General features: G+C 47.2%; 11 protein-coding genes. 3 read left to right on the forward strand and 8 right to left on the reverse strand.

Going from position 1 to position 18,084, the window contains the following annotated elements:
- Positions 1-59: 59 nt before the first annotated feature.
- The 6 genes from NLX74_RS21540 to NLX74_RS21565 all read right to left on the reverse strand — a co-directional run bounded on the left by NLX74_RS21540 (position 60) and on the right by NLX74_RS21565 (position 8,370).
- A complete protein-coding gene (locus NLX74_RS21540; RefSeq protein ID WP_254330039.1) occupies positions 60-1,121 on the reverse strand; it encodes a hypothetical protein in 1,062 nt (353 codons plus the stop codon).
- A gap of 24 nt (positions 1,122-1,145) precedes the next feature.
- Entirely contained in the window at positions 1,146-3,041 is a 1,896-nt protein-coding gene (locus NLX74_RS21545; RefSeq protein ID WP_254330040.1) for an HSP90 family protein, read from the reverse strand.
- A gap of 420 nt (positions 3,042-3,461) precedes the next feature.
- Positions 3,462-4,976, reverse strand: a complete 1,515-nt coding sequence (gene arfA / locus NLX74_RS21550; RefSeq protein ID WP_023986630.1) for an arabinosylfuranosidase ArfA — start codon at positions 4,974-4,976, stop codon at positions 3,462-3,464.
- Positions 4,977-5,322: 346 nt separating this feature from the next.
- Positions 5,323-6,177, reverse strand: coding sequence for a carbohydrate ABC transporter permease (locus tag NLX74_RS21555; protein ID WP_103048490.1), 855 nt, complete (start codon positions 6,175-6,177; stop codon positions 5,323-5,325).
- A gap of 18 nt (positions 6,178-6,195) precedes the next feature.
- Entirely contained in the window at positions 6,196-7,080 is an 885-nt protein-coding gene (locus tag NLX74_RS21560) for a carbohydrate ABC transporter permease (protein ID WP_069290875.1), read from the reverse strand.
- A 36-nt stretch (positions 7,081-7,116) separates the two neighbouring features.
- Entirely contained in the window at positions 7,117-8,370 is a 1,254-nt protein-coding gene (locus NLX74_RS21565; RefSeq protein WP_069290874.1) for a sugar ABC transporter substrate-binding protein, read from the reverse strand.
- Positions 8,371-8,907: 537 nt separating this feature from the next.
- On the opposite strand from NLX74_RS21565, the gene bglX reads away from it, so the two are divergent.
- From bglX to NLX74_RS21580, 3 genes are all read left to right on the forward strand, one after another.
- Entirely contained in the window at positions 8,908-11,082 is a 2,175-nt protein-coding gene (bglX, locus tag NLX74_RS21570; RefSeq protein ID WP_254330042.1) for a beta-glucosidase BglX, read from the forward strand.
- A 13-nt stretch (positions 11,083-11,095) separates the two neighbouring features.
- A complete protein-coding gene (locus NLX74_RS21575) occupies positions 11,096-14,536 on the forward strand; it encodes a GH36-type glycosyl hydrolase domain-containing protein (protein WP_254330149.1) in 3,441 nt (1,146 codons plus the stop codon).
- A 162-nt stretch (positions 14,537-14,698) separates the two neighbouring features.
- Complete coding sequence (locus tag NLX74_RS21580) at positions 14,699-15,703, forward strand: LacI family DNA-binding transcriptional regulator (protein ID WP_254330043.1); 1,005 nt, start codon at positions 14,699-14,701, stop codon at positions 15,701-15,703.
- Positions 15,704-15,801: 98 nt separating this feature from the next.
- Here NLX74_RS21580 and NLX74_RS21585 read toward each other — a convergent pair whose 3' ends face one another.
- Positions 15,802-16,479 carry a hypothetical protein gene (locus NLX74_RS21585; protein WP_254330046.1) on the reverse strand — a complete coding sequence of 226 codons (678 nt, stop codon included), beginning with the start codon at positions 16,477-16,479 and terminating at the stop codon, positions 15,802-15,804.
- Positions 16,480-16,572: 93 nt separating this feature from the next.
- Positions 16,573-17,793, reverse strand: coding sequence for a stalk domain-containing protein (locus NLX74_RS21590; protein ID WP_165179612.1), 1,221 nt, complete (start codon positions 17,791-17,793; stop codon positions 16,573-16,575).
- Positions 17,794-18,084 lie beyond the last annotated feature (291 nt).

An 18,084-nucleotide genomic window follows, 5' to 3' on the forward strand; every position in this document is an offset into this window, starting at 1 on the left:
ACATTATACCTGCTCATTGTTTGGGCTGTATAAAATATTCGTCACAGCTACCACTTCTTCTATGCCGTTTGAACAATTTTCCCGATCCAATCGGAATAAAACGTATTCCCGTTCCGTCGATCAAAATCAGCCGCCGCTGACTCTGCCAGCGGCCTAAAATACGCAATGATTTCTGCCAATGTGCGATCCTCTCTAGCCCATTCCAAGGAAGCCGGCAACCGGATCAACCGTTTTTCTCCCGAAGTATCCAACTTTTGCAGTAGACTCACCATCGTCGCGTAAAAATACATCTGCTCCAGCCCGCTCTCATAGTCCAGCGCCATATGTAGATGACGCTCTACCACTTCGATTCCTTGAATCGGATCAGCAATCGCCAAATATTCGATATGCTCCGCTATCGTTTTCAGGAAGTCGCGGTCATCCCGAATTAGGCGATAGCCCTTGCGATGATTGTCCTTTGCCTGATCAACCTCGCCTTGACGATAGAGCGGCAACAGCACCTGCGAGAGCGTCACATGCGGTACTTCTGCACATTTCATCCGTCCCGACAAAATCGGTTTTGCCACGGCAAGCGCCTGCTCGTCTTCTCCGGTCAAATAATAGAACCGCACCATCTGGCTCTGCTCGCAGGCCTCACAATCACTCATACTATCCCGCTCGACCAAGCGGAAGGTATCCAGATATCGCCGTGCTTCATCCAGTTCGCCCATGTCCATCGCGATGCGGAACTTATAATAGTAATATGGACGCTCATTATACCCATATTCGGCATAACGTCTGCGCATATCTTCCGCCAGATCTTCTATTTGAGTTTTCGATATATTGGAAAAGCTGCACACCTTACCGAGTATCCATTTGTAATTCCACAACAGCTCATCTGCGTCGTATTCCTCTGGATTTTGATCAAATTGGCCCAGCTGCCACGAAAAAGCAATCAGCGACTTCAATGGATATCCGTTAAAAATAGCGCAGTCCACAATCTCTCCCCGGATTTCATAAGCAAGTTCCTTCAACCCGGATGTGTCTGCCAAGCGGACAGCTTCTTCCATAATCGCCAGCTTTGCTGCACCCCCGGGCAGATCCTGCGCCTGTTCCATCAATTCATATATCGTATCTTCCATTTGGCTCCCCCTATAATTACGTAATTACGCATTTTGTCCGTTCCCTAATCCCCAATTGATAAAATGCAGTACACTCCGATTCATCAGTCCCAACTCACTGCGGTTCATCGGGTAGTGCCCCATCATAAGCGCATTCACATACATCATTTCTGTAGCTGCCGTGACCATCTGCGTATCGGTAGCTTCAAGAATCCGTGCCACCACCGGGTTGTTCAGATTAAAGTATAAGGTGGAATAGCCCGAATTTTGCTGGACTCCTGCTTTCAGACTATCAAGCACATTGGAAAAAAGTGAGGTTGTCTCCTCAACCGTGTTTTCCATGGAGCGCAAGGTCAGTGCATCCTGAGAAATGGTATACAACACTGGCAAACTCGCAGGCTCAAAACGCTTCAACTCAGCGCGGCAACGCATCGGCTGCAAAGCCGCATCCATGACACGTAGCACACCGTAATAACTCTCGCGTTCTTCCTGTGTTAGCCCGGTAAATGAAAGAGATACCTCTTCAGGGCTAAGACGTTCTGTTTGCAGGTTAGGGTCAATCCAATGCAGCCTTTCCAAAATGTCTGAATCATAAATATAGCCGCCATTGATCACCAACATGGATTGCGCCGCCGCCACATGCGTAATCTGACGATACTCATCTACTGTCGATGTGTAATGCAGTGGACGTCCGTCCGCCTCTTGGATCAGTTCTTTCAGCTCACGCCGCCCAAATGTACTTTCGAAGGAAAACCAACGGTACATTATCCGCAAAAATTCATCATCCTCCACGGCGAGCGCCTTCATGGACAGCTCATGCAAACGAATCCAGTGCTGCAAGCGGTCTGGCTCATACTGCGCCATGCGTAGCAGTTCTTCCCGAATACAGGTTCCCAGTTCAGAACGAACATCGTCAAGCTGCTCATTTTCATAAAAATACTCACGTGATGCCGTTGGTTGCAATTCATCTGTCCAAATCAGACTTTTAATGAAGAATGCCCATTCCGGTAAAACATTTTCCGCCTTGTCGGACACCAGCATATGCTTCAGGTACACCCGATGCAGCCGCTTGCTATTCAGATTAACAATGCGAGGCAAAATGAATGCAATCCCGCCTGTTCTGCCCGATGCCGTCCGCAACGGTATAAAATCACTGAAGCGCTCGCCCATCAGACGATAGCCTAAATCCAGTACCTCACTACGGCGACTCCGTAATTGTTCTGGGTCCTGCATCCAGCTCGTCGATGGAAGATTGACGCGCTTGGTCTCCCCATCTACAGACAGCATGACCGGATACGGCAGCAACGCCCCATAATAGAATAAAGACTCCTCTACATGCGCTGGCTCATAATAAAACTCACTTCCCGGCTTGCAGCGCAAATAAATTTGCGTCCCTACAGGCAGCTCGGTTTCCAATCGACGAATTGTATACGTCCCATCCGGCTTCCCTCTCCATTCCATGGAGATGCCTTCCTTCACCGAGCGGGTCAGCACTACAATTTCATCGCTCACCATAAAGCAGGATAGTAACCCGATCCCAAAGCGTCCGATAAACGAAGTCTCAGAAGCCAGCAAATCGGCTCCCTTCTTGGAAGACTGACCGATGATCGACAAAAAACGGTGAATGTCTTCTTCTGACAATCCAATGCCGTTATCCTGAATCATCAATACCTGATGCTCCCCGGAACCAGATAACTCCACGATGACTTTACCTTCATAGTCGTTACTCTCAGAAGCTGTATCTTCAAGGGCCTTGTCTTCTTGTAATACATTACTTTCAGCAGCAACCTTCCGCAGCTCCTTGCGAGCCGTGATCGCATCTGTTGCATTTTGCAGAACCTCACGTATAAACACTCGTGGACTGCTATATAAATGATTGGCCAAAATATCAATCATACCGCCCAAGTTCACTTGAAAACGATATTCATCTGTTTGACTCATACAGATCATTCCTTTCTCGAAATACTACAACCACCATTTGGATTTAAATAAACTGTCTTTTAAAGTATAACGTGGATTTAAGTCGGATTGCACACCCTGCATTTCAGATATCAGTACGTTGACAACGATATAATAGGGTCTTTTTTCACCTGGGAAGTATGGCACTGGGTCTAATTAACTTCATAAAAATGTACGGAGTACGAGCACTTAGTGAATAAGGATCATCTTTGTTTAGTTAAATTTAGTAAAAACCATAATATTTATTTAAAATCCACCTTTCTCTTAGAAACCTATATCTATGGAGGGACAAATGGCTCATTTTACGCAAAAAGCTCGCATTGCCGCTCTTGTAATACTCTTACAAGAGAGAATGCGAGCTTATTTAGATACAGTCGAAGCTGTACCTTTTACAGAAGAGAATTAATGAGACTTAGCGAGACGGATAACGTTCCACGATGCTTTGCCCAAATGAGCTTTTACAATTCCGTCTTCAAGCTTGGCGTTGCCGCCGTTGTGAGGCGTAACTTTTTCACCAGCTGGACTGTTGGTCGCTTTAAGATCATCATGCTCCAATACAGTATGCTCGACAATGCGGTAGCCTTCAAAACTGCGTACATCTACTGTCAGCTCCAGCGATTCAGACAAATGACGGTTCACTGCAAAGACAGTCAGTGCGTCTCCCTCTTCATCATAAACTACAGCGCTGTCCAGATAAGGAATGTCTGTGAAGTCCTTGGAATCGTATTTTTCCGAATCCACGACAGGCATCAGCGATATGCCACGACCATAACGGGAGGCATGCAAATACGGATAGAAAATCGTTTGTTTCCACGCCTTTCCGTTATTCTCGGTCATGATCGGCGCAATAACGTTAACCAGTTGGGCGAGGCAAGCCATTTTCACACGATCCGCATGGCGCAGGAACGTAATCAACATACTGCCTACCAACAATGCATCCTCAAAGTTATAGATATCCTCAAGCTGCGGCGGTGCCACAGACCACGGATCAATTTTTTTGTCCGCATCATTGGAGTGGTACCATACGTTCCATTCGTCAAAGCTGAGCATCATTTTCTTCTTGCTGCGTTTCTTTGCTTTGATATAGTCACAAGTCGAAATGACCGTATGAATAAAATGATCCATATCCATAGAGCGTGCCAGGTAATTAGCCGTATCATTGTCATGATTGCCGTAGTATTGGTGCAAGGAAATATAGTCGGCTACCTCATAGGTATGATCCAGGGTGGTTGCTTCCCATTCCGGGAACGTCGGCATTGTGGAACTGGAGCTGCCACAGGATACAAGCTCAATGTCAGGATCAATCAGCTTCATGGCTTTTGCAGATTCAACAGCCAGACGGCCATATTCTTCTGCTGTCTTGTGACCAATCTGCCATGGGCCATCCATCTCGTTACCAAGACACCAGGTTTTAATCTTATGTGGTTGCTCTACACCGTGACTACGACGTAGATCACTCCAGTAGGAACCGCCTGTGTGATTGCAATATTCCACCAGATTACGCGCAGCATCAATTCCGCGCGTACCCAGATTAACTGCCATCATGACTTCGGAACCTACATCCTTGGCCCACTTGAAAAATTCATTCGTACCCACTTCATTCGGCTCGACCGTTCTCCACGCCAGCTCCAACTGTCTAGGTCTGGACGCGACAGGGCCGACACCGTCCTCCCAATTGTAACCGGATACAAAATTGCCTCCCGGATAGCGTATAATAGGAACATCAAGTTGTTTTACCAACTCTTTAACATCATTTCGGAAACCGCTTTCATCACTAGTTGAATGAGTAGGCTCGTAAATACCGCCATATACGGCACGCCCGAGATGCTCTACAAAAGAGCCATAAATGCGTTTATCGACTTCAGCAATACGAAAAGATTTGTCTACGATCATCTTTGCTTTTACAGCTGCTGCCACCTAAACCATCCTCTCTGAATGCGAAAATAAAATCCGTTGTACCACCAAGACTAAGAAGCCGTTTTATTTACGATTTTAATATAACACACCATATTTATTATAGTCAATATTATTATTAAATACTTAATTTATTTATTAACGTTTAGAATAAACGATAAGTAATTGGTTACGTATTTCTAAATATTTCGTTTTACAAACAAACTTATTGAGTGAATAACCCTTTGCTAAATAGTAATAGTTGTCCTGCTGATCATATTTCCATTAGAGTAAACGGCGTAGTCTCGTTGGTTTAAAACCAAGAAACTACGCCGTTACTATGTTCAGCCTATAGTTCGTCACTACACTATTACTTAATCCCCGAAATCGTGTAGTTCTCAATAATATACTTTTGGAAAACAATGAAGATAATCATGATCGGAACGACCATGAAGGTCGAGCCTGCCATTTGAAGGGCAAATTGACTCTCGTTCTGCCCCTTGAGCAGTGACAGTCCGACGGACAAGGTGTACAGCTTCTCATCGTTCGCAATAATGAGCGGCCACAAGAAGCTATTCCATCCGCCGATAAAGGTCAGGATGGCCTGTACCGCGATAATTGGCGTCGAAATAGGCAGTACAATTTGCAGAAAAGTACGGAACTCCCCTGCTCCATCGAGGCGTGTCGCCTCTAGCAGTTCTTCCGGGATATCGGACATGAACTGCCGGAACAGGAAGATCGCGAACGCACCTACCAATCCAGGCAGGACAATCCCTAGCATGGAATTGGTCAACCCCATCTGGTTCAGAATCAAATAGACGGGAATCATCGTCACTTGGCCTGGAATCATCATCGTTGCCAGTACCAGATAGAACAGAAACCCTTTGCCTTTAAATTGGAATTTGGCAAAGCCATAACCCGCCATGGCATTGAGGAACAATCCAAAGAAGGAAGCTAAAACAATAATCAGCGTATTCGTCAGATAGGTTCCAAAAGCCATGCTATCGAATAGTAATTTAAAATTATCCAGTGTAAAATGCTGCGGCCAGATGGTCGGAGGAATTTTGGTTACCTCCCCCTCTGTCTTAAAGGAGGATAGAATCATCCACGCAAAAGGCAGCACCATCAACAGACCTCCTACGGTCAGGAGAATCGCCACGAACCATTGAAATGTTTTTTCACCACTGCGCGTATTGGCGCGGGCTTGCTGAACAGCTGTTTTCACGTTCATCACCTCTCTCTATCAGGACTCCGCTTTATTTTGCAAACGGAACTGAATCAGCGTTACCGCGATGATCGCGAAGAACAGAATGAACGATCCCGCCGCGGCATACCCGAATTTACTAAATTGGAAGCCGTTATTGTAAATGAACAAGGATGCCGTCAGCGTGCCGTCCAGCGGTTTCCCTTTGGTCATGACAAAAGGTTCCTCGAAAAATTGCAGCCAGCCGATCATCGTTGTGATGGACACGAAGAAAATAGCGTAACGAAGCTGCGGAAGCGTAATATAACGAATTTGCTGCCATGTATTGGCCCCGTCAAGCTGTGCCGCTTCATAATAAGAGCCCGGAATCCCTTTAATAGCCGCAATAAAAATAATCATGTTTAAGCCGATGCCCCGCCAAACCGCTAACACAATCAGCGAAATTTTCGCTACTGTTGGATCGGTCAGCCATGGGACGGGACCTAAATTCATCTGACCAAGTACGTAGTTGAATAATCCAAGCGTCGGATTATACAGATAGCTCCAAACCACTGCGACCGCAACCACATTCGTTACGGACGGCAGATAGAACACGACGCGGAATACTTTGAAAGCACGTGATTTACCCATGTTAATCAGAATCGCGATGCTAAGCGAAAATATCAGCACCAACGGAACACCGATGATGACGAAGAACAGGGTATTACCAAGGGACTTTATAAAGGAAGGGTCCAAAAGCACGTTCGTGTAATTTTCCAATCCTATAAAGCGAATACTTTCATAATTAACGAGTCCGGACAGATCCATATCCGTGAAGCTGATCACGAGCGCCAGTAGTATCGGCAACAACGAAAACAGCGTTAACAGGATGATGGAGGGACCGATAAACAAGTATGGCGCAAGCTTCTGCGAGCTTCCTTTCATGCCTTCACTCCCTTTGACAATGACGGATATGGATCATTATTTTTTCATTATACTTGCAGCCTGCTGATTAAAGTCATCCATTTCCTTCTGTACATCGGCATGACCGCGGTAAATACGTTCGAAGCTCTTGATGAATTGTTGAGAAACCTCTTCCCATGCGGCCAGTTGCGGCAATGCTGCGGAATGATCCAACTGTTTGCGAATCGTCCGAAGCATCGGATCACTCTTCAGTTTGGCATCTTCCCACGATTTAGTAGTTGCAGGCAAGTTACTGGACAGATCCATCCATTTCAGCTGTGTTTCTGGTTTGCTCATGTAAGCCAGGAATTTGGCCGACTCCTCTGGGTGCTTGCTGAATTTCATAATTGAAAGGTTGGCTCCACCCAAAACGGACAGGTTGTTTACTTTGCCAGGAAGCTCCGCTATATTCCACTTACCTTCCAATTCTGGTGCCTTGCTCTTGATTTCTTTAATCATGAAAGGACCGCTGATAAACATTGGAACGATACCCTCGCCTTGCAAACCTTGAACGGAATCAATTCCAATATCCACTGCGTTAGAGCCATTTTGGAAAAAGGTATTCACATACTTCACAGCATCCACAAACGGTGGTTGATTGAACAGCGGATTGCCCTGCTCGTCAACCAGCTTGGAACCGTTCTGGAGAGCAAACATAAAGCCCATAGACTGCTCCTTTGCACTAAAGGAGATGCCATATTTGCCTTTGCCCCGAGCCGCCAGCTTTTGAGCAGCATCGGAAAGCTCTTCCCACGTTTTAGGTGCTTCATTATATCCGACTTGTTTCAGTAGGTCAGAACGATAGAACAAAACTCTCGTTTCAGTGTACCAAGGCACACCGACTGGTTTCCCTTCAAATTTTGTCGTACCTACAGCACCCTCGAAGAAATTCTTCGATTCCAGTTCAGGATACTTGCTGATATAAGGGGTAATATCCGTCAATGCACCCGCAGACGCAAGTTCGGGAACCCATGATGTACCTAACTGAACCACGTCCGGACCGGATTTTGAAGCAACTGCTGTCAGCAGCTTATCGTGAGCGTTATCCCAAGGCAACGCCTGTACATCAACGTGAATATCTGGATTTTCTTTCTCAAAATCTTTTACAATTTCAGGCAGAAGTTTTCCTTCTGCTCCCATGCCCCACATGGTGATGGTCGTCTTGCCGTTAGCATCTTTGCCAGACGAATCATCCTTGGACGAGCAGCCTACCAGCGCGCCCCCCAGTAATAAGGTACTTGCCAAAATGATCCCCAACGTTCTTTTCATCATACAAATTCCTCCCGAGATGATCGGTTTACCGATCATGCAATATGATAACGGATTCAAATACGAGGACTTTGCAAAAATACAATAATTGATTGGAATCGAATTTTGCAAAATCCTGATGCATGTAAATACATAGCGATTAAAGCATACCGCTATAACACTTATGTTCAAAGCACAAGGACCATACCCGTCAATAGAAACGTTTCGATAGTCATTATAGAACAAATTGAAACCGTATTCAATAGCAATATTATTTTTTATTCACTCGGAATCCTGACTTCTTTTCGTTTTTATCATCTTTATTACGCTATTTATCCTATAAAAACCCGCTGAATTGGATTTGACTCTCCATTTGAAAGCGTATATAATCCAACTGAGTTCAACAATAGAAACGTTTCGATTAATAATACGACAGAATATTATGCTTCTATACTAGCTATTAGCCTGTTCAGCACTTTTTTGAATCATCTTTATCCAAAAAATCTCATGAATCTGAAAAAGAGAGCTGTCCACCAACAATACAGCTTATGGAGGATTATGATGGAACAACACCTGAATTCCTATTTAGAAAACATGACGCTTGAAGAAAAAGTCGATCAACTGCTACAGCTTGTAGGTGCCTTCTTTGAAGAAGCGGGAACAGATAGTCAAATTACCGGTCCTATGGCTTCTCTCGGCATCACAGAAGAAAATGTCCATAACGTCGGTTCCGTGCTTGGCCTCGCAGGGGCTAAAGAAGCGATTCGTGTTCAGCAGGCTCATTTGAGTAAAAACCGTCTGGGTATTCCGCTTTTAATTATGGCAGATATTGTACATGGCTTCAAAACGATTTTCCCTATACCGCTGGCTATTGGTTGCTCATGGGATATGCAGCTGGCAGAAGAGAGCGCTACCATTGCTGCCCGAGAAGCGGCTGTATCCGGTGTTCACGTCACATTCGCCCCTATGGTCGATTTGGTGCGTGACCCGCGCTGGGGCCGTGTGATGGAATCTACAGGGGAAGACCCTTACCTCAACAGCGAATTTGCTCGTGCGTTTGTGCGTGGGTTTCAGGGTAAAGATCTGACGAACGATACCGACCGGGTGGCCGCATGCGTGAAGCATTTTGCAGCATATGGAGCTGGCGAAGGCGGACGGGATTACAATACTGTAGATGTATCCGCATGGCAGCTGCGAGAGTATTATCTCCCCTCCTACAAAGCTGCTTTAGATGAAGGCTGTGAAATGGTGATGACATCCTTCAATACCGTAGAAGGCGTAGCCGCAACGGGCAATAAGCGCCTGATGCGTGATTTGCTTCGTGATGAATGGGGCTTTGATGGTGTACTCATTTCGGATTGGGCCGCCATCAAGGAGCTTATCCCTCACGGCATCGCCGAGGATGAGCGCGAGGCAGCGAAGAAAGCACTGCTGGCTGGCGTAGATATCGAAATGATGACATCCTGCTATAACGGGCATCTGCCTGAGCTGGTTCGCAGCGGACAGCTGGATGAAGCGCTTATTGATGAAGCAGTGATGCGTATATTGAAGCTCAAGCAAAAGCTGGGCTTGTTCGAAAATCCGCTACGCGGCGCAGACCCTGAGCGTGAACGTGAAGTTGTGTTCTGCGACGCTCATCGCACAGTTGCCAAAGAATTAGCTATTAAATCTTGCGTGTTGCTCAAAAATGATTCCATTCTTCCATTGAATCGGAATCAACGTATTGCATTGATCGGACCTTTTGCAGAGAGCGGCGATATTCTGGGTTCTTGGTCGTGGAGCGGTTCACAAGAGGAAGCCTTTCGTGTTGTTGACGGGTTCCAATCGAAAATATCCTCCTCGCTGCTCACGGTAGCGGCAGGATGCTCTGTAGACAACATAACAGAGGAGCAATATGCAGAAGCTCTGCAAGCTGCCAGCCAAGCAGAGGTTATCGTGTTGGCGCTTGGAGAGCGCTCGGATATGAGTGGTGAAGCAGGCAGCCGTTCCAATATTCGCTTGCCACAAGCCCAGTTGGAACTGGTGAAGCGCTTGAAGACGCTGAACAAGCCTATGGTAGCCGTATTGTTTAATGGTCGTCCGTTGGATCTGCACGGTGTTATTGAAGAAGTAGACGCTGTACTGGAAGCCTGGTTCCCTGGTGGCGAAGGCGGCGCAGCGATTGCCGATTTGTTATACGGTGATGCCGAACCTACGGGTCGCCTGACCATGTCATTCCCGCAATCGGTCGGACAAGTGCCCGTGTATTACAATCATTTTAATACAGGACGCCCGCAGTTAGATCCGAATACAAAAGAACGCTACGTGTCCCAATACCTAGACGTACCGAACGAACCTTTATTCCCGTTCGGCTATGGACTGAGCTACACCAATGTAGCCTATGACAGCGTACAGCTTTCCGGCGACACTCTTACTCCCGGTCAGGAACTGACCGTTAAAGTGCAGGTAACGAACGCAGGAACACGTCCAGTCGAGGAGACCGTTCAGTTCTATGTCCGTGATATCAGCGGTGATACGGTTCGTCCGATGAAAGAACTGAAAGATTTCTGCAAAGTCCTGCTTGCCCCAGGCGAAAGCCGGGAAGTGGAATTTACAGTGACCGAGCCTCAGCTGCGCTATCATCATGCAGATTTGAGCTTTGACAGTGACAGCGGTGAATTTGCCGTCTTTACAGGACCTAACAGCCGAGATACTACAGAAGGCCGTTTTCGGTTAGTAAAAGAAACAGGAAAGTGAGGCGTTCCCTATGATGAATACAAGTCTGGATCAAAATATTTTGCTGCGGGCCGGCGACCTGTCTTTTACCTTCTTGAGCAGTGGTGATGTGTATAAGATCGCCCACGGCTCAACGATGATCAACCAACTGTTGACCAATTCAGTCGACGGTTCCTTGAACAATCTGTACTTGAGATTGTATCGTCCGTCCGGTGTAAGTATCACTCCCCTGCTTGGGGTTCGCTCACCGGGAGTAATCGGACAAACGGATCAGCAGATTATTTGGGAAGGTTTCACCGCTGGTGTAGGCTATCAGGTGACCTTCACGCTAAGCCGCCTGGGAGTATGGTTCTGGGATGTAACCCTACAGGGCGATGACGTGGAAGCAGATGTCGTGTACGGTCAGGATATCGGCATTGCCGATACCGCTGCTGTGCGCAGTAATGAAGCTTATTTGTCTCAATATATTGACCACACCGTCTACCATGATGAACAAAGAGGCTACACCGTTTGCTCACGTCAAAACCAGCCTCAAAGTCAGGAATTCCCATACATTCAACAAGGCTCGTTAACCCGCACTGTTGGTTACTCGACTGACGGATTTCAGTTCTTTGGACTTTCGTACAAAGAAACGAATGAGCCGGAAGCACTCCGTCGCGACTCGCTCGCCAATGAAGTGTACCAATACGAATTCACCTATACCGCGTTGCAATCTGAGCGGGTGAAACTGGCTGGGGAAGCTCGCTTTACTTTTTACGGTCTGTTCCAGCCGAATCATCCAGCCGCAGTGACAAAGCTGGAGTATCAGGAACTGGTGACAAAAGCACGTGACAAAGTAGCTGCCATTCTAGTAGACGCTTCCGAGACCATCATACCGGTACGCGCGGCAAGTGATCTTCAGGCAGGGCGTGTGGCTCCAGCTCAAACCATCGGTGAGCCGCTGCGCACGCTGGACTTAACCGATGCCGAAGTGAATCAGCTTTTCCCCAAACGGCAGGAAGAAGAACGGGATGGCGATGAACTACTTTCCTTTTTCACGGACAGCTATGAGCATGTCGTACTCAAATCCAAAGAGCTTCGTGTAGAGCGTCCCCATGGGCACATTTTAATGGGTGGGCATTACTCAGGAGGTAAGGAAGAAACCATTACAACCACCTCCTATATGTACGGGGTGTTCAATTCCCAACTCGTAATCGGCAATACAAATTTCAACAAAATGATTACCAACGCGCGTAATGCGCTCAATATTCCCAAGACATCCGGTCAACGTATTTATGTCGGAATCCAAGGGAAATACCGCCTGCTCACGATGCCTTCCCTGTTCGAGATTGGCTTCAATTATGTGCGCTGGTATTACAAAACGGCTGACGATACATTCATTATTACAAACCATACGAATGTCGATAGCCCAGAAGTACGGCTTCACATGCGTGCGGCGAGTGGCAAAACCTATCCGTTCCTCATCACTCAGCAAATGTCTATGCATGTGAACGAATATGAGCTCCCGTTTCATATGGAACGTGAAGGTGACGCCCTACTCTTCCGGGCAGACTCCACCTCTCTGAGCGCCGAGGCCTATCCAGACTTGGTGTACCGAATGCACATAGAGGGCGCTCCATTACAGCATGTGAGCGACGCTCACGCACTGCTACAGGGGAAAGCTTCTCCTGATGCGTCTCTGGTTGTGCTGGAGCTGGGTGACAGCAGCGAATGGACCTGCACCGTGCAGGGTTGGCTGAATGGGCTTTCAGCTGGGCAAGAATCAGCGCACAAAGAGCGCCATGCTTCCTTTGAAGATGAGCGCGAGCGCTATCGGGCATATTTTGCCGAGCTTATGAACGGTTTCCATCTTTCGCTGGGTCAACACGAAACGAGCGAGCTATTCCGTGTGAACGCAGTGGCTTGGTGGTACACCCACAATATGCTCGTTCACTACTCCGTGCCTCACGGTCTGGAGCAATACGGCGGTGCAGCCTGGGGAACACGTGATGTGTGTCAGGGGCCTGTGGAATATTTCTCAGCTATGCAAAAGTTCGATGAGGTTCGTTCCATTTTGCTGACTGTTTTCAGCCATCAGTACGAGGACAGCGGAAACTGGCCGCAATGGTTTATGTTTGACAACTATACTCACGTGCAGCAAGAAGAAAGCCATGGAGATATTATCGTCTGGCCACTCAAGGTACTGGGCGACTATTTGACCGCTACCCGTGATTACAGTATTCTGGAAGAAAATGTGCCTTACACCCATCGGCATACTTTCGATTATACCAAGCAGACCGCGACTCTCATGGAACATACCCTGAAGGAAATCGAATATATTCGCGAGAATTTCCTGCATGATACGTATTTGTCGGCCTATGGCGACGGCGATTGGGATGATACCCTCCAACCAGCCAATGCTCAGCTGAAGCAATACATGGCGAGCAGCTGGACGGTTGCACTCACCTATCAAGTTATTAGTAACTTTGCTGCTGCTTTGGAGCAGGCCCCCGCGGGTGTAGTAAGTGAAGCCGACAAGATCGCACAAGATCTACATCAGATGGCCAATGGCATCCGTAAAGACTTTAACCGCTACATGCTGGAGAGCGGAATTATTCCGGGCTTCGTGTATATGGAAGAGCCCGGCCAACCTAAGCTGATGCTCCATCCGTCTGACACCGAGACAGGAATCCATTATCGGTTGCTGCCGATGACACGCAGCATGATCAGCCAGCTGCTCACGCCTGAGCAAGCATTGGCTCATGAGCAACTCATCCGTGAGCAGTTCCTCTGCCCGGATGGCGTGCGTCTGATGAACCGCCCTGCACAGTATGATGGCGGTGTGAGCTCGCACTTCAAGCGTGCAGAGCAAGCGGCCAACTTCGGACGTGAGGTCGGGCTGCAATATGTGCATGCCCATATTCGCTTTGCGGAAGCGATGGCCAAATTGGGACGCAAGGACGACGCTTGGCACAGCTTGAAGCTCATCAATCCGGTCGGCATCCGTGCGTCCGTACCGAATGCCGAATGGCGCCAAAGCAACGCCTATTTCAGCAGCTCGGATGGTAAATTTAATACCCGCTATGAAGCACAGGAACGGTTTGGTGAACTGCGTGAAGGAGCCGTACCCGTCAAAGGCGGCTGGAGAATCTATTCCAGTGGTCCAGGAATCTATATGAATCAGCTCATATCGAACGTCCTTGGTGTTCGTCAGTCAGGCGAAGATCTGATCCTAGACCCCGTGCTACCGGATCATCTCGATGGGTTGGAATTTGAATTTTCCTTTGCAGGAAAACCAATTACCTTCGTCTACCGCATGCTGCAAGAGCATACTGGCGGTGAGCAAGGCCGTACAGTATTGAACGGAATACCACTGGAAAGCGTGCCAACCGATGATAATCGCTACCGCTCCGGTGCCTTGCGCATCAAACGCGAGATTTTCGAGCAAGCCTTGGCAGAACATGACGGTGTACACCGTCTGGAGATTATTTTATAAAGTGTTTTTAATGCTGAATCTGGTATAGGCAACAAAGGGATGGCGATCTTGCGGGATCGCCCTTTGCTGCTTATGTGTAGGACTACGACATTTGGAATAGATATGTGGTTAATAATGAATATACAATAGCAATTATAAGATGGACGACAAGGAGGTGACGATGTGGTCAGCATTAAAGATATCGCCAAACAGGCGGGCGTTTCCATATCTACCGTTTCATATGCCTTGAATGGTAGCGATAAGGTAACAGAAGAAACTTGCGCACGTATTTTAGCCATTGCCAAAGAGCTTAACTATGTGCCCAATGCCGCCGCACGTAATCTCAAGAAAAGGCAGACCAAAATTATTGGCGTTTTCCTAACTGATTTCCGTGGAGACGTTTATGGAGATTTACTGTATGGCATCAAGGAAATTTTGAACCGCAAGGGCTATGATCTCATCGTATGCAGCGGTAAGCAGTCTCACCGAATGTTGCCGGAACGCATGATCGACGGCGCCATTGTGCTGGATCAGACGTTTGATAGTCAGGAGCTACTGAACTACGCCGAGCGAGGACATAAAATTGTCGTGTTGGACCGTGAACTGAATCATCCTAACATTAACCAGGTGCTGCTGGATAACAAAGCGGGCGCCGCTCTCGCAATCGAACATTTATTGGAATTGGGACACCGTAAGCTATATGTGGTTACCGGACCAGAAGGTTCTTACGATTCATGGCAACGGATGCAGGCGGTCAAGCAGACCATTGAGCGTAGCGGCGTGGCTGAAATGATCGAAATTGACGGCGATTTTGAGAAATCGGGCGGTGAACAGGCGGCTGAGATCATTTTGCAGCAACACGTTAGCCCGGGTTCGGAACCTGTAGCCGTATTTTGTCTCAATGATGAAATGGCAGTGGGCTTTTACAATCGAATGGCTCAGTCAGAGTTGACGATTGGCAAGGATATTCATATCGTCGGTTTTGATAATATCGAGCTGGCGCAATATATTCAGCCCCGTCTGACAACGATTGACTATTCCAAGCGAAAATGGGGAGCTGTAGCTGCCGAACAGGTTCTCAAAATCATTGCTGGGGAAGACGTGGAGCATGAACGTTTATACGTTACGCTTGTCCAAAGAGAATCGGCAGGCGCAGCATTCATCACCCAAGATCAACAGAGTCTGTGATGAACAACGCAGAAGTAACCTGCCCGCCAGCCTCCTCCCAAAAAAAGAACTTCCACAGGCCCAAAACACGGGGTGGAAGTTCTTTTGGTTATACTTATTTAACCTAACAAATCCTCAATTGAATTCGACAACGACCGTAAGGGATTACCAATCGTTTGCCCCGTCTCCAGCTCCACCTGTAACGCAGCATCAACCATAGACAACTGTGCTACAGCCAGCCCCCTGCTTGGATCAGCCTCCCTTAGCTCATACAGCGAACGAACCAGCAATTCCTTATACTCGTCTTCACGTCCCTGCATAATCAGTTCAAAAGCGTCCTCCACCACCTTAACCTCTATCCAAGAAGAGATATCCGGTTTGCCTAACAGAGCAGCCGTATGATAAAGACGCTTCATCGTTCCCTCTACAGTAGCCGGATTCGTGAATACCAAGGTCCGTGGCAGCAAATCATCGCATATCTCATGAAAAAAGGGCTCATCCAGCGTAATTACTGGTGTAGACAGGGTCAATTGGGCCTTTTCTGCCAAAACAATATAATTCGTACACGTTATCAAAATAACGTCTATGTCGCTTTGGGCAATCCAGCTCAGTTGCTCTTCTACCTTGCGACTCGCATCGTCCGCAGAAAAATGCGGGTCTGACGAGATCCGGCGCATAAGCCCAGGGTCCACAAAATGTATCAGTTCCACCTCATAAGAAGCAAAAGCTCGTTCCACATAGGCTATGTTCGAGTGATGTGCATGCAGGCAGCCCACACGTTGCTTCAAGCCTTCCATCGTCCAACCTCCTGTTATAAGTTTGCATCATTTTAACAGGAAGAGGACGATTAGGAAAGCATGCCAATCACGCCATACCACAAATGCACTTTCTTAAAACTTGCCGTTTGTATTTTTCCACTCTGTTTTAGCTGGAACCTCCTGAACTACGTCCCAATGTTCCGCTACCTTGCCGTTCTCTACCCGGAACAGATCATAGACAGCGGCTGAAGTTCCCTTAGACGATGTCAATTCACTCACAACCAGCACAAAGTTGCCTTCTCCAATGACCATGTGAACCTGATCATATCCAAAAGAAGCTCCTTGGCTTCCTGCTGCGGAAAATGCTTGTTTCAAATTGGATACACCGTCACCAAAAAGAGGATTATGCTGAATGTAATGGTCACCGTTATAATAGCTTTCCAATGCAGCACGATTTTTGCCAACCAGGACATCATCCACAAACTTGCGGATCAGCGTTTTGTTCGTCTCAGTTTGGTTGAGATCCGTGATCTGTGTTGTTCCATCAATCATGGTGTGTCCGCTTGGATTGGCTGGAGCCGAGTCCTGCATGTTGTCCCAATGCTCAACAATTTTACCATTGCTATCGAAGCGGAAAATATCAAAAACAATGCTCGTTTTCCCTGCAATGGACTCTTTATAATGAACTGCTACATCATTACCATCCTGAATTACACGTTGGATTTCAACCTGTACATTGGCTCCCTTCGACTGGCTAATCCCTTGCAGCAACGCATCTCTTCCGCTAGCAAAGCTCAGATTGTGCTGAATGTACTGATCCTTGCTGATCCAAGTCTCGGCCGCTTTCGTGTCTCCGGTTTCAAAGCTTTTCACGATTTCAATGACCTTATCCTTATTACTCACCCCGATTTGTACCGTTTGGCTGGCCGGGTCCCAAATCACTTGCTTGCCCCATGCTTCTTTGACGACATCAACCGGTACATAGGTTACCCCCTGCTTGGTCAAGAGGGTCGAGGTGGATAGAGGTACCTTAATCCCGTTGATTTGCGCTTCCGGACTGCCAGACACCAGTACAACTGTCGCCTGATCATATCGGATGGTTGTGCTTTGTCGCGCCGTATTGAACGTAATATGCTTGGCATCCATCGGAATTCCCAAACTGGAGGCCAATTGTCTCAAGGGAATTAAGACCTGCTTATTTCTCACGATAGGCGCAATTTTGTAAGCCTCCTTCTTGCCATCTACCCAAACCTGAATACCCGTAGTAGGTTTTACCTCGGCTGCTAAAGCCGGTACAGCAGAAGACAGAACAAGCAAACCAGCGAGTGCAGCAGTAACCGTATGTTTTTTCATGGATGTGAACCCCTCTCAACATGTAAAATAAAATGCGGAAAACAATTTCCTTTTATGTAACTAATGTAGTTACACCTAATCGCAAGAAGCAACTTTTCCCCGCCTATCTAACTTTAAACCCCATTTAAATCTTTTGAAACCTCAATAACCCTCCTTTCAAAAATTTATAATTGTACTGCTACAATGCAAGCCACAAGCCTTAGAATAAAGGATATGGGGAGCAATAACAATGTGTGATAACTTGCTAATGCCAAAACTCAAAAAAAAGCGGCTCCTATCGCCAAGCGAATG

Source organism: Paenibacillus sp. MZ03-122A (assembly GCF_024213325.1).
Lineage (GTDB): Bacteria > Bacillota > Bacilli > Paenibacillales > Paenibacillaceae > Paenibacillus > Paenibacillus polymyxa_B.